Below are 18,329 nucleotides of genomic sequence, written 5' to 3'. Positions count from 1 at the left end.
GGGGGTGGCATGAATGTGAGGAAGCTCACGGCTGCGGGCGCCCTCGGCACGGCGGGCCTGCTGGTTGCAGGCCCGGCCTTCGCCGGGGTCGACCCGGAGACCAAGTTCGCGCTCGACACCTTCTCGTTCCTGATGACCGGCGCCCTGGTGATGTGGATGGCGGCCGGCTTCGCGATGCTCGAATCGGGTCTCGTTCGGACCAAGAACACCGCCTCGATCTGCCTGAAGAACATCGCGCTCTATGCCATCGCGGGCATCTGCTACTACGTCGTCGGCTACAACCTGATGTACGTCGGCGTCGACGGCGGCTGGATCGGCCACTTCTCGCTGTTCTACGACGCCAGCCCGGCCGAGCTGACCCTGATCGGCGCCGACCAGGCGACTCCCGACATGGTCGCGGCGGTGGTCGGCAACGGCTACGCGAAGATGTCCGACTGGTTCTTCCAGATGGTCTTCGTCGCGACGGCCGCCTCGATCGCCTCGGGCACCATGGCCGAGCGGGTCAAGATCTGGCCGTTCCTGGTCTTCGTCGTGATCCTCACCGCCTTCATCTACCCGATCCAGGGCTCCTGGGTCTGGGGCGGCGGCTGGCTCAGCGAAATGGGCTTCAGCGATTTCGCCGGCTCGACGCTGGTGCACTCCTGCGGCGGCTGGACGGCGCTGACCGGCGCCATCATCCTCGGTGCCCGCAAGGGCAAGTACGGGCCCGACGGTCGCGTCAACCCGATGCCGGGGGCGAACCTGCCGCTCGCCACCCTGGGCACCTTCATCCTCTGGCTCGGCTGGTTCGGCTTCAACGGCGGCTCGCAGCTGGCGCTGGGGTCGGCGGCCGATGCCTCGAACATGGCCATCGTCTTCGCCAACACCAACATGGCGGCGGCCGGCGGCATCGTGGTCGCGATGCTGATGACCCAGCTCCTCTATCGCAAGATCGACCTGACCATGGCGCTCAACGGCGCGATCGCCGGCCTGGTCGCGATCACCGCCAACCCGGACGTGCCGACCATCTGGTGGGCGATCCTGATCGGCGGCGTCGGCGGTCTGCTGACCGTGCTCTGCGTGCCGCTGGTCGACAAGCTGAAGATCGACGACGTGGTCGGCGCGATCTCGGCGCACCTGGTTCCGGGCATCTGGGGCACCTTCGCGGTCGCCTTCGAGGACGGCAACTACAAGGCCCAGATCGTCGGCATCCTGGCGATCGGCGTCTTCGTCTCGGTCACCTCGGCGATCGTCTGGCTCGCTCTGAAGTACACCGTCGGGATCCGCGTCTCCGCGGAAGAGGAGGAGCTCGGTCTCGACAGGGCGGAGCTCGGGATGGAGGCCTATCCCGAGTTCGGCCTGGGCTCCAGCCGCGCCTAGGCGGGACCCGACAGCTTTTTCAACGGCGATCCTCCGCCAGACTCGGCCCGGCAGGTCTCCTGCCGGGCCCTTTTTTTGCCCGGCCCCCGCTCAGCTGAGCGGGATCATGACGTGCTCGGCGAAGGCCGGCCGCGCGCGCAGGCGCCCGTGGTAGGCCTCGAGATTGGCCAGGGCCGGGCGCTCGATCGGCATCGCGTACCAGCGGTAGGTCGCGCAGCCGACCGGCAGGTCGCCCATGGTGAGCGCCTCGCCGAGCAGGAAGGCGCGGCCCGCCAGCTGCGCGTCGAGCAGGGCGAAAGCCGCGGCGCAGCCGGCCAGGGCCTGCTCGATCGCCGCCGTGTCGCGGCGCTCCGGCGGCGTGCGGATCAGGCCCCAGAAGGCCGTGGTCATGGGCGGCAGGATCGTCGTCGTCATCCAGTCCATCCACTGGCCGGCGAGCGCGCGCCCGTGCAGCGTCTCGGGAAAGAAGGGCGCGGCGCCGTAGGCCTCGGCCAGATAGCGCACGATGGCGTTCGACTCCCAGAGGGTGAGGTCGCCGTCCTGCAGGGTCGGCACCCGCCGGTTCGGGTTGAGCCGGCCGTAGGCCTCGCCGTCGAGGCCGCCGAAGGCGCCGCCGACGTCGATCCGCTCGTGCTCCAGGCCGAGCTCGCCGACCGCCCACATCACCTTCTGCACGTTGATCGAGTTGCTCCGGCCCCAGATCGTGAGCATCGCGTGTCCTCCCTCGCTGCCGGCCGGGATCATCGGGTCCGGCCCGCCGGCTGGCAAGGCGCGAAGCCCGCAAGGCCGATGACCGGAGCACATGGCTTCGACTAGTCTCCCCGACCGGCGAGGGGGACTCGCCGTCACGCTTCAGAGGAGCAAGAGGAATGAAAGTATGGTGGAAGGCGGTGTCGCTGACGCTCGCGGCGGCCCTTGTGGGGGTGATGTCGCCCGGTGCGCCGGCCCGGGCCGACCAGGCGCTCGTCAAGCGCGGTGCCTATCTGGTGCAGATCATGGGCTGCGGCGGCTGCCACACGCCGATGCCGACCTCCGCCCAGGCGCACCCGGCGGCCCTCTCGGGCGCCACGGTCGGCTTCGAGATGGACGGCCTCGGCGTGTTCTACCCGCCCAATCTGACGAGCGACAAGGAGACCGGCCTGGGCAATTGGAGCGCCAAGGACATCGAGACCGCGATGCGCACCGGCGTGCGCCCGGACGGGCGCGAGCTGGCGCCGGTCATGCCCTGGCAGGCCTTTTCCGTGCTCACGCCGGACGACATGGCGGCGGTGATCGCCTTTCTGCAGAGCCTGGCGCCGGTCAAGCACCAGGTACCGGAACCGGTCGGGGCCGGCGCCAAGGCACCTCTGCCTTACTATGCCACGGTGATGCCGAAGTGACGGAGGGGCGTCCGGCAATCCGCTGAAGCGACGTACCAGCTTCGTTCTCCAAAATATTGGGATTCGCGCTTTTTCGGCCGCTACAACTTGCTGCGGCGCGAATCTCTTCCTAGAATGATTCACGATTTGTCCCGGGCCGCTGCGACGCTTCCTGGCGTTGCGGCGGCTCGGTGCCTTGCGCAAGGATCCAGCATGACGAGGGAATGCGCCAAGTGACGGGCACGGCGGCACCGACCCTGCTCCGCAACGAGCCGAGGCGCCGGGATCCCCGGACCTTCCAGCCGTTCCTGAAGCTCGGCCGGCTGCTCGCCGGCATCGCGCCGGGCCGCTCACCGCTGCCCGACGGCACGCCGATCAACCTGGCCGTCGGCGACCCGCAGCAGCCGGCTCCGGCGCTGCTGTCCGAGACCATCGCCGCCTATCCGAACGGCTGGTCGAGCTATCCGCCGTTCCGCGGGACGCCGGAGTACCAGCAGGCCGCCGTCGACTGGCTGGCCCGTCGCTACGGCCTGCCCGAGGGCTTCATCGAGGGCGAGCGGCACGTGCTGCCGATCCCGGGCAGCCGCGAGGGCCTGTTCTTCGCCGGCCTGTCCGCGCTCAGCCTCGGCGCCGCCGAGGGCCGCGACCGCGTGCTGCTGCCGGCACCGGGCTATCACGTCTACGCCGGCGCCGCCGCCGCGGCCGGCGCCGAGCCGGTCTTCGTACCGGCGACCCGCGAGACCGGCTTCCTGCCGGACTTCGCCGCGCTCGACCCGGCGATCCTGGACCGCACCGCGATCGCCTTCGTCTGCGCGCCCTCGAACCCGGAGGGCGCGGCCGCCGACCTGCCGCGCTGGCGCGCGCTGCTGGCGCTCGCCCGGCGCCACGGCTTCCTGCTGGCCGCCGACGAGTGCTACGCGGAGATCTACTTCGGCGAGCCGCCGGCCGGCGCCCTGCAGGCGGCCCTCGAGACCGGCTCGCTCGACAACCTGCTGGTCTTCCACTCGCTGTCGAAGCGCTCCAACGCGGCCGGCCTGCGCTGCGGCTTTCTGGCCGGCGATCCCGGCCTGGTCGACGCCGTCGAGGCCTTCTGCCGCTTCGGCGGCGCCTCGGTCGCGCTGCCGGTCCTGCAGGCCGGCGCGGCGCTGTGGAACGACGACGGCCACGCCGCGGTCAACCGCGCCTTCTACGCGAACCTCTTCGAGCGTGCCGAGGCGACGATCGGCGGCCGCTTCGGCTGGTCGAAGCCGGACGGCGGCTTCTTCCTCTGGCTCCAGGTCGGCGACGACGAGGCCGCGGCGGTCAGGCTGTGGCGGGAAGCCGGGATCCGCACCCTGCCGGGCAGCTACATGGTCGCCGACACGACCCTGCAGCCCAATCCGGCCGCGGGCTTCCTGCGCGTCGCCATGGTGTTCGACGAGACCGTGACGGTGCCGGCGCTGGAACGCCTGGTCGAGGTGCTGGACGGCTAGGGCGAGGAGGCGGGGCGGGAGGGGGATGTCGCTGCGCGAGAGCATCGAATCAGGCGGCCGGGGCGGCCCGACGGGCGGGCGCCTGCTGCCGCCCGGCAGCGGCGCGTTCCTGCGCCGGCGCGGCGCCGAGCTGCTCGGCGGCCTGCTCGCCGCGACCGGTGCCGGGCTGGTCGCGGCCTGCCTGACCTATACGCCGGGCGACCCCTCCCTGAACCGGGCGACCGACGCCGCGGCGCGCAACCTGCTCGGCCCCTTCGGCGCCCAGATCGCCGATCTGGCCCTGCAAGGCCTCGGCCTCGCCGCCTTCCTGATCGCGATCTGCGCCTTCGCCTGGACCTGGCGGCTGTGGCGCGCCCGCGGCCTGCCGTCCTGGGGCCTGCGGCTGGCCGCCGCCGTCGCCTCCTGGCTGCTCGCCGCGGTCGGGCTGGAAGCGCTGCCGCGGCCCGACACCTGGTCGCTCCGCTCGGGGCTCGGCGGCTTCGTCGGCGAGCTGGCGCTCGGCCAGGCCGGCGCGCTCAGCGGCCTGGCCACCGGCCTGATCGCCGCGGTCGCCGGTCTCGCCGCGCTGCTGCTGCTGCTCTACGCGGTCGCGCTGACCGGCCCGGAATGGCGGGCGATCGGCCGCGGCCTCGCCTGGCTCGGGCTGAACGCCGGACGCGGCGCGGCCAGTGCCGGCCGCCAGCTGCGGCGCAGCAGCCCGGCCGCGGCGGTCCCGGTCAAGGCGCGGCGCCGCCGCGCGCCGAGCCTGCTGCCCGGCGGCGAGCCGGACGACGAGGAGCCGGACGACGAGCTGCCGCCGGCGGAGCCCGAGACGGCCAGCCCGGCGCCGGCGGCCCGCAAGCCGCTGCGCGGCGAGCCGACCCTGACGGTCGAGCCGCGCGCCGAGCGGGTCGAGAGCCGCAAGCGGCCGGCGCCGGGCAAGCGCGACAAGGCCGAGGCCCAGGGCTCGCTGGCCTTCGGCGGCGCCTACGAGGCACCGGCCCTGTCGCTGCTCGCCGAGCCGAAGCACAACGCCGACGCGCGCGAGAGCCGCGACGGCCTGGAGAAGAACGCCCGCCTGCTCGAGGGCGTGCTGGCCGACTTCGGCGTGCGCGGCGAGATCGTCAAGGTGCGCCCCGGCCCGGTGGTCACGCGCTACGAGCTGGAGCCGGCGCCGGGCACCAAGACCAGCCGCGTCGTCGGCCTCGCCGACGACATCGCGCGCTCGATGTCGGCCGTCTCGGTCCGCGTCGCCGTCGTGCCGGGCTCGAGCACGATCGGCATCGAGCTGCCGAACGCCAAGCGCGAGACCGTCTACCTGCGCGAGCTGCTGGCGTCGGCCGACTACGAAGAGAGCAAGCTCAAGCTGCCGCTCGCCCTGGGCAAGGACATCGGCGGCGCACCGCAGATGGTCGACCTGGCGCGCATGCCGCACCTGCTGGTCGCCGGCACCACCGGCTCCGGCAAGTCGGTTTCGGTCAACGCCATGATCCTGTCGCTGCTCTACCGGCTGCCGCCGGAGGCCTGCCGCTTCATCATGGTCGACCCGAAGATGCTGGAGCTCTCGGTCTACGACGGCATCCCGCACCTGCTGTCGCCGGTCGTCACCGAGCCGAAGAAGGCCGTGGTCGCGCTCAAGTGGGCGGTCCGCGAGATGGAGCAGCGCTACCGCTCGATGTCGCTGCTCGGCGTGCGCAACATCGAGGGCTACAACGGCCGCCTCGACGAGGCGCGGCGCACCGGCGAGGTGCCGACCCGCAAGGTCCAGACCGGCTTCGACCCCGACACCGGCCAGCCGATCCACGAAGAGCAGCCCTTCGACCTGACGCCGCTGCCCTACATCGTCGTCATCGTCGACGAGATGGCCGACCTGATGCTGGTCGCCGGCAAGGAGGTCGAGGGCGCGATCCAGCGCCTCGCCCAGATGGCGCGGGCCGCCGGCATCCACCTGATCATGGCGACCCAGCGCCCCTCGGTCGACGTCATCACCGGCACGATCAAGGCGAACTTCCCGACCCGCATCTCCTTCCACGTCACCTCGCGCATCGACAGCCGCACGATCCTCGGCGAATCCGGGGCGGAGCACCTGCTGGGCATGGGCGACATGCTCTACATGGCGCACGGCGGGCGCATCGCGCGCATCCACGGCCCCTTCGTCTCCGACCAGGAGGTCGAGCGCATCGTCGGCCACCTGAAGCGCCAGGGCGAGCCGGAATACATCGAGGAGGTGACGCGCGACGAGGAGGAGGCCGGCGGCCTCGGCTTCGGCGACGACGGCGAAGGCGGCTCGGGCGACGACCTCTACGACCGGGCGGTCGCCGTGGTCGCCCAGCACCGCAAGGCTTCGACCTCGTTCATCCAGCGCCAGCTGCAGATCGGCTACAACCGGGCCGCCCGCCTGGTTGAACGAATGGAGGCCGAGGGCGTTGTCAGCGAGGCGAACCACGTCGGCAAGCGCGAAGTCCTGCTGCCCGAACGGTGATCGCTCGCCGCCTGCCGCCCCCGACTTGCCATAATCGACGGGCTGCTTTCGATGCGGCACTTCCCATATGGGGGGAATGTCAGCGAGGAACCCTGCAGCAATGAACAGACGTGATTTCCTGGTCGGCGGCGGCATCGCCGCCCTCGGTTACGGACTGCTGGCGACGGGCCCGCGCCTCGTCGCACCGGCCGCCGCGCAGTCCCTGAGCGCGCCCCTGACCGAGGCCGACCGGGCCGACCTGCGCCGGGCCGAAGCCTACCTGAACGGCATCGACACGATGTACAGCCGCTTCCGGCAGACCGCCTCCAACGGCACCGAGGCCGGCGGCTTCATCGCGCTCGACCGGCCCAACCACATGCGCTTCGAGTACGACGCGCCGAACCCGGTGGTGATGATCGCCGACGGCTACGAGCTGACCTATTTCGACCGGGAGCTGAAGGAGGCGCGGCAGCTGCCGACCTTCGAGACGCCGCTCTGGTTCCTGCTGCGCGACCACATCTCCTTCGAGGACAGCGGCCTCGACGTGCTGTGGGTCAAGCAGAACAAGGAGGTGCTGGTCGTCCGCCTCGCCCAGAAGGACAAGACCGACCAGGGCACCGTCAACGTCGTCTTCGCCCAGCAGCCCTTCTCGTTCCGCGGCTGGGAGATCGTCGACGCGGCCGGCGTCTCGATCCAGGTGGCGCTGCAGAACCCGCGCTTCGGCGTCACGCTGGACCCCGACATGTTCGACGAGAAGAAGCTGCCCGGCTTCCCCTCGCACCTGCGCAGCAACCGCTGAGGCTCGGTCGGCACGCCCGACCAGGGCGCCGGCGCTCGGCCAGGAACGCCGCGGCAGCGGCGGCTCCTGCAGCCCGCGCAGGGGCGCCAGGGCGGCCACCGCATGGCCGGCACGCTTGTCGCCGCCCGGGCGCCGGGTTACATCTGGGCCTATGAGCCCGAACGCCCATTTCAGCGGCCCGAGGCCGCTGATCGGACTGCCGGCCTGCGTCAAGCCGCAGGGCGGGCAGGACTATCACACCATCGGCGACAAGTACGTCCGCGCGGTCGCGACGGCCAGCGAGGGCATCCCGCTCGTGGTGCCGGCACTCGGCGCGCTGGTCGATCCGCGCGCCCTGGTCGAGCGGCTCGACGGGCTGGTGCTGACCGGCAGCCCCTCGAACGTCCACCCGAGCCGCTACGGCCACGCGCCGACGCCGGAGCACGAGCCTCACGACGAGGCGCGCGACGCGACGACGCTGCCGCTGATCGAGGCGGCGCTGGAGGCCGGCCTGCCGCTCTTCGCGATCTGCCGCGGCCACCAGGAGCTCAACGTCGCCCTCGGCGGCACGCTGCACGCCCGGGTCCACGAGATCGAGGGCCGCCAGGACCATCGCCGGCCGCAGCACGACGAGCTGGACGTCCAGTACGGCAAGCGCCATGCGGTGAAGCTCGATCCCTCCGGGCGCCTGGCCGCGATCGCCGGCAGCGACGAGATCCGGGTCAACTCCCTGCACTGGCAGGCGATCGACGGCCTGGCGCCGGGGCTGAGCGTCGAGGGCCGCGCGCCCGACGGCACGATCGAGGCGGTCAGCGTGACCGGCGCGACGGCCTTCACGCTCGGGGTGCAGTGGCACCCGGAGTACAAGGTCCTCGAAGACCCGGTCTCGACGGCGATCTTCCGCGCTTTCGGCGCCGCGGCACGCGAGCGCATGGGCCGCTACGCCCGCGCCGCCGAATAGCTGCAGGCCGCCGCGCGCAAAGGGCCGGGGAAGCCCGCCAGCCGTTCTCCGGGACAATTCGGTTAAATCTTTGTGCGTCCGCCTGCCGCAGGGATTGCGCGCGGCCCAGGGCTGCTTATCTCAGGTTCACAAGGCGGGACTGCAACGGTCCTGCAAGAACGTGGGAGCAAACCTGGATCCCCTGACAGGTCCCACGCGCTCCGAGGAGCGAGGAACGCCCGGCTGCCCCCCGACCGGGCGTTCCTTTTTTTTGCCCTTCCCTCTTCGTCCCGCGGCTTCCGGCTCGGCCCCGCGCCGGGTAGCCTGCGCCGCCGCCGGGAAAGCAGAAGGAGGGGGGACGCCTTGCGCATCGCGACCTGGAACGTGAATTCGTTGCGCCAGCGTATCGATCATCTGGCGCGCTTCGTCGCGGCCCGCGCGCCCGACGTGATCTGCCTGCAGGAGACCAAGGTCGACGACAGCCTGTTCCCCGAGACGGAACTAGCCGAGCTCGGCTATCCGCACCAGCAGCGCCGCGGCCAGAAATCCTACAACGGCGTGGCGATCCTCGCGAAGCAGCCGTTCCGCGCGGTCGATCACCGGATCTGGTGCGAGCGCGACGACAAGCGCCACGTCAGCGCGGTCGTCGCGGGCGATCTCGAGGTGCACTGCTTCTACGTGCCGTCCGGCGGACCCATTCCGGATCCGGAACAGAATGACAAGTTCGCCCACAAGCTGCAGTTCCTGGACGAGATGGCGAGCTGGTCCAGGGTCGAGGCCAAGGGTCGCAAGTGCCTGATCTTCGGGGATCTCAACGTGGCGCCCCTGGAGACCGACGTGTGGAACCACAAGAAGCTGCTGCGCAGCGTCGGCCACACGCCCGGGGAGTCGCAAAAGATCGCGACCCTGCTGGAGGCCGGCCGTCTGACCGATCTCGGCCGCCATTTCGTTCCGCCGGCGGAACCGCTCTACACCTGGTGGGGCTACCGCTTCCCGCAGTCCTTCGAGCGGAACTACGGCTGGCGACTGGATCACGCCCTGGCCAGCGAATCCGCGCTTTCCGCGGTCAGCGGCCTGGAGGTCTTCAAGGAGAGCCGGACCTGGGAGAGGCCCTCGGACCACGTGCCGGTGATCGTCGACCTCGGCTGACCGTTCCGGTAAGAGAACGGTTAGCTGCGCGCCGCGCGCAGCTGTTCGTTGGTCTTCTCCAGGCGGTGCGCCAGCACCCGCATGACCTCGATGGCGATCTCGGGGAAGTCGCTGACCATGCGGAAGAACAGGTCCTTGGTGATCTTGAGCGTGACGACCTCGCCGGCCGCCTTGACCGTGGCGGTGCGCGGCACGTCGATCAGGATGGCGATCTCGCCGACGATGTCGTTGCTGCTGAGCGTCGCGACCTTCAGCGGGCCGTCCGCCGTATCGATCAGGACGTCGGCTCGGCCCTCGATGACGATGTAGGCGGCGTCACCCGGATCGCCCTGCTGGCACAGCGCCTGGCCGTCCTTGAAGATCATGCGCTGGCTGGCGAAGGCCATCAGCTTGAGCCGCGACGTGTCGATGTTGGCGAACAGCGGGATCCGCTTCAGCGTCGCCACTTCCTGGTCCAGGCTCATGCTCCAAAACCCCTTTTCCCAAGCCGCCGTCCGGGCCCCGCGCAGCCGATCAATCGGCCGCCAGCAACATCTTCAGATCTTCGCTCCGACCGCTGAGGTCGTCGAAGGCGCCGTTGTCGATCAGCCGGCCGTTGCGCAGCACCAGGACCTGCTCGAAGCGCTCGGCCAGCGCTGCGCGCTCGATCGCCCAGGCGACCCCGCGGCCCTCGCGGGCGCGCAGCACGTTCTCGACCAGGCGGGCCCGCGTCGCGCCGTCCATCACCGCGGTCGCCTGGTTGACGACCAGCAGGTCCGGGCGCTTCAGCAGCGCGCGGGCCAGTGCCGTCTTCTGGCGCTGGGTCGCCGACAGGCGCTTGCCGCCGACGCCAACCTCGAAGTCGAGGCCGATGGCGCAGACCGATGGCTTGAGGTCGAGCTCGTCCAGGGTCTCGCGGACCGCGGCGCCGACCGCCTCCTCGGCGCCTGCCTGGCCGTAGACCAGGCGGCCGAACAGCACGTTGTCGAGGATCGAGGCTGCCGAGTTGTAGGCCTCGGCATCGTAGAACTCGACGGCTGTCGGATCGCGCCGGCGCACCGCCTCGGCGATCAGGCGGCGCGCCTCGAGCACGCGGGTCTCGAAGACGTCGTCGACCAGCCCCAGGCGGTGCCGCGCCTCGATGTAGCGGAACGGCAGCGCCTTGATCCGGCGCCGGTCCTCGGCCGGCAGCTGCTCCACGCCACGTTGTTCCGCTCGCGTAACGAGCTGGCGGAACTCCGGCAGGTCGTCGGCGTCGATGAAGGAGAACTGCTCGAAGAAGGGGTGGCCCGGCGGCAGGTCGGCGAAGATCTCGACCATCGTGCGGGCGATCGCCAGGCCCTTCTCGCCGAGCAGCTCCTGCAGCCCGGCCTGCTGCAGGGCGCCGCCGACCAGGGCGTTGTCGATCAGCGCCTCGGCCTCGTAGTCGGCGCGCTTCGGCGTGCCGAACAGCAGGTTCTCGGCCAGAGAGGCGTTGGCGTTGTACTGCTCGGCGTCGAAGCGCACGACCAGGTCCTCGCGGCTCTGCTCGGCGAGCCGTCGGGTCAGGGCGTTGCGCGCCTCGAGCAGCCGCCCGGCGACGTCGGGCTGGGCCGCAGGGTCGATCGAGCCGTTGAGGCCGAAGCGGTAGACGTCCTCGCCGAGGTCGACGACGTCCAGCACCTCGAGGACGCGCGCCAGCAGGTCGTCCGGGCCGGTGCAGCCGGCCGCCTCGTAGTCGGTCCAGTCCGCCTCCAGGTGGAACGGCGAGTTGCCGGCCCTGAGACTCTCGGCGAGCGCCGCCTTCCAGGCCTCGATCGCCTTGCCGTCCTGCTCCGCCTCGCGCAGCGGCCGGTGCCGCAGGCCGTAGAGCAGGTTGTCGCGCAGGCTGGTCGAGAAGAGGTAGGCCGCGGGGTCGACGTAGCCGATCCGCCGGCCGAGGACCGCCTCCGGCAGGTCCTGGAGGTCCTGCTCGCCGATCCTCACCTTGCCGCCGCTCGGCGGAGCGAGCCCGGCCAGCAGCATGGCCAGGTGGTCCTTGCCGCTGATCGCATCGCCGACCAGCGCGATATGGCGGTCGAGCGGCAGCTCGAACGAGACGCCGTCGACCTGGCGCTGGTTGTTGTCGTCGATCAGGGTCAGGCTCGAGGCCGAGAGCATGCCGTCGAGCGGCCGGACCTCGGCGTCGGGGTCCTGCTTTGCCGGCTCCAGGATATCGGTCGGCTGGAACTGCTCGATGACCTGGTCGTACTTGATCTGGACGTCCTGGCGCTGCTGCTCCCAGTTGATCAGGTCGCGGATCGGCCCCGGCAGGTCCTTGTAGGCGGCGATGACCGCGACCAGCGAGCCGATGTCGAGCTGGCCGTAGATCGCCAGCAGGCCGCCGCCGGCATAGAAGATGAAAGGCGTCAGTTGGCTCAGGAAGTTGTTGAGGAACTTGACGAAGAACTTGCGCTGGTAGATCTCGAACCGGATGTGGAAGATCTGGCCGAGGCGGCTGGTCAGCTCGGCACGCTCCCAGTTCGAGCCGTCGTTGGCATGGATCTCGACGGCGCCGTCCATGACCTCGCCGACCCGGCCGGCGAGCTGGCGCGCGGTCAGCTGGCGCTGCTTGCCGAGGCGCAGGATCGGGATGCGCAGGCGCGGGATCAGCAGCGCCTGCAGCAGCACGATGCCGCCGGCGATCAGGCCGAGCCACAGCGACTGCGACATGATGAAGACCATGGCGGTGATCGCCTGGCCGCCGAGGAAGGCCGGGGTGACGAAGGCGTCGCCGATGAAGCCGCCGAGCGGCTCCACCTCGTCCTTGATCATGGTCGCCACTTCCGGCCCCTTCATGCGCCGCAGCTGACCGAGCCGGAAGCGCAGCAGGCGGTCGGACAGCTCGAAGCGCAGGCGCCGGAGCATGCGCTCGCCGAGCCGCCCCTTGGCCGTGTTGATCACGAACTTGAAGGCGCCGTTGACGCAGACCAGGCCGAGGAACGCGAAGGACAGGATCAGCAGCGTCTCGACCTGGTCGAAGCGCAGGCCCCCGAACAGCAGCACCGGATGGCCGAACAGGACGTCGCCGAGCGGCAGGAACAGCTTGCCCATGACCTGGGTGTCCGCCGGGCCGGCGAAGCCCTTGCCCTGGATGCCGACGTTGACGATCTGCTTCGGCAGGTTCAGCGAGGCGAAGTAGAAGGGCAACGACACCAGCACGAGCAGCAGGATCGCCGCCTGGTCGCGCTTGCTGTGCCGCCAGATGTATTTGAAAAGGTTCGGCTCCATCGGCCCCCTGCGGCGCCCGCGGTTGCGGCCGGGCACTTGCGGCCTGCGGGCTCGCGGAGCTTAGCCTGCCGCAAGGCGGCCGCCAACTCGCGCTTTGGCAGGGCGTGGAGCTTGTGGCATAGTCGGCTGTGGAAACGCCGACGCGGAGCCTGAGGGGATTCCGAGCCATGACCGACGGCCGCGACGGCGCGCGTATTCTCGTCTACAGCCACGATTCCTTCGGCCTCGGCCACCTGCGGCGCTGCCGCGAGATCGCCCATGCCCTGGTCGAGGCCGAGCGCGACCTCTCGGTGCTGATCCTCTCCGGCTCGCCGATCATCGGCAGCTTCGACTTCCAGAGCCGCGTCGACTTCGTGCGCATCCCGGGCGTCATCAAGCTGCGCGACGGCGACTACGTCTCGCTCAAGCTGCCGCTCGACGTCGAGCAGACGCTGGCGCTGCGCAGCTCGATCATCAAGCACACCGCCGACATCTTCGATCCGGACCTGCTGCTGGTCGACAAGGAGCCGCTGGGCCTGCGCGGCGAGGTCGAGCCGACCCTGGAGCTGATGCGCGAGCGCGGCGTGCCCTGCGTGCTGGGCCTGCGCGACGTCATGGACGACCCGGAGCTGCTGGCCAGCGAGTGGGCGCGCAAGAACGCCCTGCCGGCGCTCGACGCCTACTACGACGACATCTGGGTCTACGGCCTGCCGCAGATCTGCGACCCGCTGGACGGCCTGCCGGTGCCCGGCAGCGTGCGCAAGCGGGTCAGCTACACCGGCTACCTGCGGCGCGCCATCTCCGAGCACGCCCCGGAGGTGCAGCTCGAGAAGATCGACGGGCCCTACATCCTGGTCACGGTCGGCGGCGGCGGCGACGGCGAGCAGATCGTCGACTGGGTGCTGCGCGCCTACGAGAGCAACCAGCGCATCCCCTATCCCGCGCTGATCGTCATGGGCCCTTTCATGGGCTCCGAGCTGCAGCAGGACTTCCAGCGGCGGGTCAACCACCTGGAGCGGGTCGAGGCGATCACCTTCTCGGCGCACCTGGAGAGCCTGATGGAGCGCGCCGTCGGGGTCGTTGCGATGGGCGGCTACAACACCTTCTGCGAGGTGCTGTCGTTCGACAAGCGGGCGATCATTGTGCCGCGCCAGGAGCCGCGGCGCGAGCAGCTGATGCGCGCGGCGCGCGCCCAGGAACTCGGCCTCGTGCGCATGCTGGCCGACGACGGCCGCCGCGACGCCCAGACCATGGCGACGGCGCTGCGCAACCTGGCCCAGCAGCCGCGGCCCTCCGAGCGCGTCGTGCCGGGGCTGCTCGACGGCCGCAAGTCGGTGGTCCGGCTGGCACGGCATCGCATCGCCCAGGGCCGCAACCGGCCGCCGCTCGCCGCCCGCCTGCCCTGACCGGCCACCTGCCCTGACTGCCCGCCGGCCCGGGACTTGACGTCGCCGCCGGCCGGCCGCACACCAGCCTCGCCATGCCGCGCCTCGCCGTCCTGCTGAAGGGCTACCCGCGCCTTTCCGAGACCTTCATCGCCCAGGAGATCCTGGCGCTGCAGCGCGCCGGCGTCGATCTCGAGATCGTTTCGCTGCGCCGGCCGACCGACCCGGCCGTGCATCCGGTCCACCGGGAGATCACGGCGCCGCTGCGCTACCTGCCCGAATACCTGCACGAGGCGCCGGCGCGGGTGCTGCGCGGCTGGTGGCGCGCGCGCCGCCTGCCCGGCTACCGCCGGGCGCTCGGCCGCTTCCTGCGCGACCTCCTGCGCGAGCCGACGGCGAACCGCCTGCGCCGCTTCGGCCAGGCCTGCGTCGCCGCCGCCGAGCTGCCGGCCGAGACCGAGCGGCTCTACGTCCACTTCCTGCACACCCCCGGCTCGGTCGCGCGCTACGCGGCCCTGATGCGCGGCCTGCCCTGGTCGGCCTCGGCCCACGCCCGCGACATCTGGACGACGCCGGAGTGGGAGAAGCGGGAGAAGCTGGCCGAGCTCGACTGGCTGGTGACCTGCACCGAGGTCGGCCGGGCCCATCTCGCCGGGCTCGCCGCCCCGCCGGACAAGGTCGCCCTGCTCTACCACGGCCTCGATCTGTCGCGCTTCCCGCCGCCGCCCGCCCCGCCCCCGGACGGGCGGGCGGCCCGCGACGGCGGCGATGCAGCCGATCCGGTCCGCCTGCTCTCGGTCGGCCGGGCGGTCGAGAAGAAGGGCTACGACGACCTGCTGGAGGCCCTGGCCCGGCTGCCGGCGACGCTGTCCTGGCGCCTCACCCACATCGGCGGCGGCGCCCTGGCAGCCAGCCTGAAGCAGCGGGCCGAGGCGCTCGGGCTCGCCGGGCGCATCGAGTGGCTCGGCCCGCGCGCCCAGGAGGAGGTGATCGCCGCCTACCGCGCCGCCGACCTCTTCGTGCTGGCGTCGCGCGAGGCCGGCGACGGCGACCGCGACGGCCTGCCCAACGTGCTGATGGAAGCGCAGAGCCAGGGTCTGGCCTGCCTCTCGACCCGCTTCTCGGCGATTCCCGAGCTGATCGTCGAGGGCCGGACCGGCCGGCTGGTGCCGCCGGGCGACCCCGCGGCGCTCGCCGGCGCCCTGGCCGAGCTGATCGCCGATCCGCAGGCGCGCGCGCGACTCGGCCGCGCCGGCGCCGAGCGGGTGCGCCGGGACTTCGACTTCCAGGCCAACGTGGCGCGGCTGGTCGAGCGCCTGGCGGCGCCGGCGGCGCTGGCCGCCCAGTGACGGCGGCCGGCGACAGCGACGGGCGCCGGGACCGTCCGCGGGGCCGCCCGCTGCGCATCGCCTTCTACGCGCCGCTGAAGCCGCCCGACGACCCGGTGCCCTCGGGCGACCGGACCATGGCTCGGCGCCTGGTCCAGGCGCTCGCGCTGGCCGGCCACGAGGTCGAGCTGGCCTGCCGGCTGCGCAGCCGCGATCCGGCCGGCGACCCGGCCCGCCAGGCCCGGCTGCGAGCGCTCGGTGCCCGGCTCGGCACCCGCTACGCCGCCCGCGTCCGGCCGCGGCCCGATCTCTGGTTCACCTATCACCTCTACTACAAGGCGCCCGACTGGGTCGGGCCGACGGCGGCGGCCCGGCTCGGCATTCCCTATCTGGTCGCCGAGGCCTCGGTCGCCCCGAAGCGGGCCGACGGGCCCTGGGACATCGGCTACCGCGGCACCCTGGCGGCCCTGGCCCTGGCGGCGGCAGTGATCCCGCTCAACCCGGCCAACGCGGCCTGCCTGCCGGACCGCGCCAAGCTGCGTGACCTGCCGCCCTTCCTCGATGCCGCGCCGCTGCGCGCAGCCCGCCCGGAGCGCGGCCGCTGGCCGGCGCTCGATCCCGCCCTGCCCTGGATCCTGGCCGTCGGCATGATGCGGCCGGGCGCCAAGCTCGCCTCCTACCGCCTGCTCGTTGCGGCCCTGGAACGGCTCGCCGGCCGCGACTGGCGGCTGCTGGTCGTCGGCGACGGCGCGGCCCGGGGCGAGGTCGAGGCGGCCCTGGCGCCGCTCGCCGGCCGCTGCCATCTGGCCGGCGCGCTGGAGGGCGAGGCCCTGGCCGCCGCCTACGCCAGCTGCGACCTGCTGGCCTGGCCGGCGATCGACGAGGCCTACGGCATGGCCCTGCTCGAGGCCCAGGCGGCAGGCCGGCCGGTCGTCGCCGGCCGCGGCATCGGCGTCTCGGCGGTCGTCTCGGACGGCGAGACCGGGCTGCTGACCGGCCGCGACGACCCGGAGACCTTCGCCGCCGACCTGGCCCGCCTGCTCGACGACCCGGCGCTGCGCCGCCGCATGGGCGCGGCCGCCGAGGCCCGGGTCGCCGCGCGCCACGACCTGCCGGCCGCGAGCCGGCGGCTCGACGCGATCCTGCGCGAGCTGGTGCCGTGACGGCGCCGGCCCCCGGGTCCCGCCCGGTGCCGGGCGGCCTGCTGATCTGGGTCACCCACCTCTACGGCATCGGCCACCTGCGCCGGGCCGTGGCGATCGCCGGCGCCTGCCGCGACCGCGGCCTCGCCGTCACCCTGGTCTCCGGCGGCCGGCCGGTGCCGGACCTGGCGCTCGACGGCATCGCGCTGGTCCAGCTGCCGCCGCTCGCCAGCCCGGACGCCAGCTTCAGCCGGCTCGTCGACGAGGCCGGACGCGAGGCCGATGCGGCGCTCCTCGCCGAGCGCCGGCGCCGGCTGCTCGCCGCCCTCGAGGCCGCCGCGCCGGCGGTCGTGATGACCGAGATGTACCCCTTCGGCCGGCGCAGCCTGAAAGCCGAGGCCGAGGCCCTGATCGCCGCCGCGCTGGCCCGCCGGCCGAGGCCGGCGCTGCTCGCCTCCGTGCGCGACCTGCTGGTCGCCAAGCCGCCGGAGAAGCTGCGCTGGATGCTGGCGGCCGCGGCGCCCTACGACGCCGTGCTGGTCCACGGCGACCCGGCCGTCCTGACCTTCGACGAGGGCTTCCCCTTCGCGGCCGAGCTGGGCGGGCGGCTGCACTACACCGGCTATGTCGTCACCGCCGCCGCCGAGGCGGCCAGGCGCGACCCGGCGGCCGGGCGCGACGAGGTGCTGGTCTCGGCCGGCGGCGGCGCCTTCGGGCTCGCCCTGCTGGAGACGGCGCTGGCCGCCCGGCCGCTCTGCCCGACCCTCGGCAGCCTGCCCTGGCGCCTGTTGCTCGGGCCCAACCTGCCCGAGCCCGGCCGGCGGCGGCTGCTGGCCGCCGGCGGTCGCGGCGTCACGGTCGAGCCGGCGCGCCCCGATTTCCCGGCGCTGCTCGGCCGCTGCCGCCTGTCGATCAGCCAGGCCGGGGTCAACACCCTGCTGGAGAGTCTGGCCGCCGGCGCGCGCTGCCTGGTCGTGCCTTACGCCGAAGCCGGCGAAACCGAGCAGGCGGCGCGGGCCGCGCGCTTTGCCGCACGCGGCTGGCTGAGCGTGCTGGAGGAGGCGCGGCTCTCGCCCGGGGCCCTTGCCCGGGCGGCCGAATCCGCCGCCTTGCGGCCGCCGCCGCGTGCCGCGATAAATCTCGACGGCGCACGCCACTCTGCAGAGATCGTGGCGAGGAGGGCTGCTATAGTTCGAGCCGCTGCTGGCGTGGAGGAGGGATGACGGAAGCGGCAACGGTCTTCTACCGCTACCCGCCGAACCGGCTGGTCGGCGACTATCTGCGGGCCGGTGTCGGCGTCGCCTTCGGGCTCGCGATCCTGCTGGCCTCCGACAAGGTGACCTGGGTCATGGGCCTGATCTTCGGCGGCCTGGCCCTGGCCTTCGGGCTGTTCGGCCTGAGGACGCTGCGCCAGCACATGACGGAGGTCGCGGTGAACGAAGACGGCATCTTCACCCGCACGCCCACCGCGACGCGCACCCTGGCCTGGAGCGAGCTCGAGGGCCTGCGCCTGCGCTACTTCGGCAGCCATCGCCAGCGCAAGAGCAAGAACGGCGGCTTCCTGGAGCTGACCCTCTACGGCCCGGCCAAGCGAATGAGGTTCGAGTCCTCGATCTCCGGCTTCCGGGACATCGCCTGGTGGTCGAGCCGGGCCGCGCGGCACAACGGCGTCTCGCTGGACCCGGCGACCGCCGGCAACTTCCTGGCGATCGGCATCGATGCCGACGGCGAGACGCCGCGGCCGCTCGCGGATCCCGACTTCGAGCTGTGA

Annotated in this window: 15 protein-coding genes; 12 read left to right on the top strand and 3 right to left on the bottom strand. The window is 72.2% G+C overall.

What is annotated here, in order from left to right:
- The first annotated feature begins 9 nt into the window (after positions 1 to 9).
- A complete protein-coding gene (locus B9O00_RS08005; protein WP_085121940.1) occupies positions 10 to 1,359 on the top strand; it encodes an ammonium transporter in 1,350 nt (449 codons plus the stop codon).
- Positions 1,360 to 1,449: 90 nt separating this feature from the next.
- On the opposite strand, the gene B9O00_RS08000 is transcribed toward B9O00_RS08005, so the two are convergent.
- Positions 1,450 to 2,070, bottom strand: coding sequence for a glutathione S-transferase family protein (locus tag B9O00_RS08000; protein ID WP_085121939.1), 621 nt, complete (start codon positions 2,068 to 2,070; stop codon positions 1,450 to 1,452).
- Between the two features lie 158 nt (positions 2,071 to 2,228).
- Here B9O00_RS08000 and B9O00_RS07995 point away from each other — a divergent pair, with 158 nt between their 5' ends.
- The 6 genes from B9O00_RS07995 (at position 2,229) to xth (ending at position 9,496) form a co-directional block, all read left to right on the top strand.
- Positions 2,229 to 2,738: a c-type cytochrome gene (locus B9O00_RS07995; RefSeq protein WP_085121938.1), complete on the top strand. Its 510-nt coding sequence runs from the start codon at positions 2,229 to 2,231 to the stop codon at positions 2,736 to 2,738.
- A 203-nt stretch (positions 2,739 to 2,941) separates the two neighbouring features.
- Positions 2,942 to 4,189, top strand: coding sequence for an aminotransferase class I/II-fold pyridoxal phosphate-dependent enzyme (locus B9O00_RS07990; protein WP_085121937.1), 1,248 nt, complete (start codon positions 2,942 to 2,944; stop codon positions 4,187 to 4,189).
- 25 nt (positions 4,190 to 4,214) lie between these two features.
- On the top strand, positions 4,215 to 6,650 hold the full coding sequence (locus B9O00_RS07985; protein ID WP_085121936.1) for a DNA translocase FtsK: 2,436 nt from the start codon (positions 4,215 to 4,217) through the stop codon (positions 6,648 to 6,650).
- A gap of 100 nt (positions 6,651 to 6,750) precedes the next feature.
- Positions 6,751 to 7,428: an outer membrane lipoprotein carrier protein LolA gene (locus B9O00_RS07980; RefSeq protein WP_159460144.1), complete on the top strand. Its 678-nt coding sequence runs from the start codon at positions 6,751 to 6,753 to the stop codon at positions 7,426 to 7,428.
- Positions 7,429 to 7,579: 151 nt separating this feature from the next.
- The gene (locus B9O00_RS07975) at positions 7,580 to 8,368 is read left to right on the top strand and encodes a gamma-glutamyl-gamma-aminobutyrate hydrolase family protein (protein ID WP_085121934.1); all 789 of its coding nucleotides are present in this window, start codon (positions 7,580 to 7,582) and stop codon (positions 8,366 to 8,368) included.
- Between the two features lie 342 nt (positions 8,369 to 8,710).
- Positions 8,711 to 9,496 carry an exodeoxyribonuclease III gene (xth, locus tag B9O00_RS07970; protein WP_085121933.1) on the top strand — a complete coding sequence of 262 codons (786 nt, stop codon included), beginning with the start codon at positions 8,711 to 8,713 and terminating at the stop codon, positions 9,494 to 9,496.
- Between the two features lie 20 nt (positions 9,497 to 9,516).
- Here the strand turns inward: xth and B9O00_RS07965 are convergent, their stop codons facing one another.
- Together B9O00_RS07965 and B9O00_RS07960 are read right to left on the bottom strand one after the other, a co-directional pair.
- The gene (locus B9O00_RS07965; RefSeq protein ID WP_085121932.1) at positions 9,517 to 9,960 is read right to left on the bottom strand and encodes a cyclic nucleotide-binding domain-containing protein; all 444 of its coding nucleotides are present in this window, start codon (positions 9,958 to 9,960) and stop codon (positions 9,517 to 9,519) included.
- Positions 9,961 to 10,009: 49 nt separating this feature from the next.
- Positions 10,010 to 12,724, bottom strand: a complete 2,715-nt coding sequence (locus tag B9O00_RS07960) for an ABC transporter ATP-binding protein/permease (protein WP_085121931.1) — start codon at positions 12,722 to 12,724, stop codon at positions 10,010 to 10,012.
- A gap of 167 nt (positions 12,725 to 12,891) precedes the next feature.
- Between B9O00_RS07960 and B9O00_RS07955 the strand changes: the two genes are divergently transcribed.
- From B9O00_RS07955 to B9O00_RS07935, 5 genes are all read left to right on the top strand, one after another.
- Positions 12,892 to 14,109 (top strand): glycosyltransferase family protein, encoded by a 1,218-nt coding sequence (locus tag B9O00_RS07955; protein ID WP_085121930.1) that lies wholly within the window; start codon positions 12,892 to 12,894, stop codon positions 14,107 to 14,109.
- 74 nt (positions 14,110 to 14,183) lie between these two features.
- Positions 14,184 to 15,437, top strand: a complete 1,254-nt coding sequence (locus B9O00_RS07950; RefSeq protein ID WP_085121929.1) for a glycosyltransferase family 4 protein — start codon at positions 14,184 to 14,186, stop codon at positions 15,435 to 15,437.
- Positions 15,434 to 16,579: a glycosyltransferase family 4 protein gene (locus B9O00_RS07945; RefSeq protein ID WP_235017066.1), complete on the top strand. Its 1,146-nt coding sequence runs from the start codon at positions 15,434 to 15,436 to the stop codon at positions 16,577 to 16,579. The genes B9O00_RS07950 and B9O00_RS07945 overlap by 4 nt, the downstream gene beginning before the upstream one ends.
- Positions 16,576 to 17,781, top strand: coding sequence for a glycosyltransferase family protein (locus B9O00_RS07940; RefSeq protein WP_085121928.1), 1,206 nt, complete (start codon positions 16,576 to 16,578; stop codon positions 17,779 to 17,781). The genes B9O00_RS07945 and B9O00_RS07940 overlap by 4 nt, the downstream gene beginning before the upstream one ends.
- Positions 17,778 to 18,329: a PH domain-containing protein gene (locus B9O00_RS07935; RefSeq protein ID WP_085121927.1), complete on the top strand. Its 552-nt coding sequence runs from the start codon at positions 17,778 to 17,780 to the stop codon at positions 18,327 to 18,329. The genes B9O00_RS07940 and B9O00_RS07935 overlap by 4 nt, the downstream gene beginning before the upstream one ends.

This window comes from Tistlia consotensis USBA 355 (genome assembly GCF_900177295.1).
In the GTDB taxonomy this organism is placed as follows: domain Bacteria; phylum Pseudomonadota; class Alphaproteobacteria; order Kiloniellales; family DSM-21159; genus Tistlia; species Tistlia consotensis.
This window is presented reverse-complemented; position numbering and strand designations above follow the sequence as displayed.

Bases quoted from the DNA above. Each gene is read 5' to 3' on its own strand.
- B9O00_RS07955 (WP_085121930.1), top strand. From the start codon at position 12,892: ATGACCGACGGCCGCGACGGCGCGCGTATTCTCGTCTACAGCCACGAT.
- B9O00_RS07990 (WP_085121937.1), top strand. From the start codon at position 2,942: ATGCGCCAAGTGACGGGCACGGCGGCACCGACCCTGCTCCGCAACGAG.
- B9O00_RS07980 (WP_159460144.1), top strand. From the start codon at position 6,751: ATGAACAGACGTGATTTCCTGGTCGGCGGCGGCATCGCCGCCCTCGGT.
- B9O00_RS07965 (WP_085121932.1), bottom strand. From the start codon at position 9,960: ATGAGCCTGGACCAGGAAGTGGCGACGCTGAAGCGGATCCCGCTGTTC.
- B9O00_RS07975 (WP_085121934.1), top strand. From the start codon at position 7,580: ATGAGCCCGAACGCCCATTTCAGCGGCCCGAGGCCGCTGATCGGACTG.
- B9O00_RS08005 (WP_085121940.1), top strand. From the start codon at position 10: ATGAATGTGAGGAAGCTCACGGCTGCGGGCGCCCTCGGCACGGCGGGC.
- B9O00_RS07935 (WP_085121927.1), top strand. From the start codon at position 17,778: ATGACGGAAGCGGCAACGGTCTTCTACCGCTACCCGCCGAACCGGCTG.
- B9O00_RS08000 (WP_085121939.1), bottom strand. From the start codon at position 2,070: ATGCTCACGATCTGGGGCCGGAGCAACTCGATCAACGTGCAGAAGGTG.
- B9O00_RS07950 (WP_085121929.1), top strand. From the start codon at position 14,184: ATGCCGCGCCTCGCCGTCCTGCTGAAGGGCTACCCGCGCCTTTCCGAG.
- B9O00_RS07985 (WP_085121936.1), top strand. From the start codon at position 4,215: ATGTCGCTGCGCGAGAGCATCGAATCAGGCGGCCGGGGCGGCCCGACG.
- B9O00_RS07960 (WP_085121931.1), bottom strand. From the start codon at position 12,724: ATGGAGCCGAACCTTTTCAAATACATCTGGCGGCACAGCAAGCGCGAC.
- B9O00_RS07995 (WP_085121938.1), top strand. From the start codon at position 2,229: ATGAAAGTATGGTGGAAGGCGGTGTCGCTGACGCTCGCGGCGGCCCTT.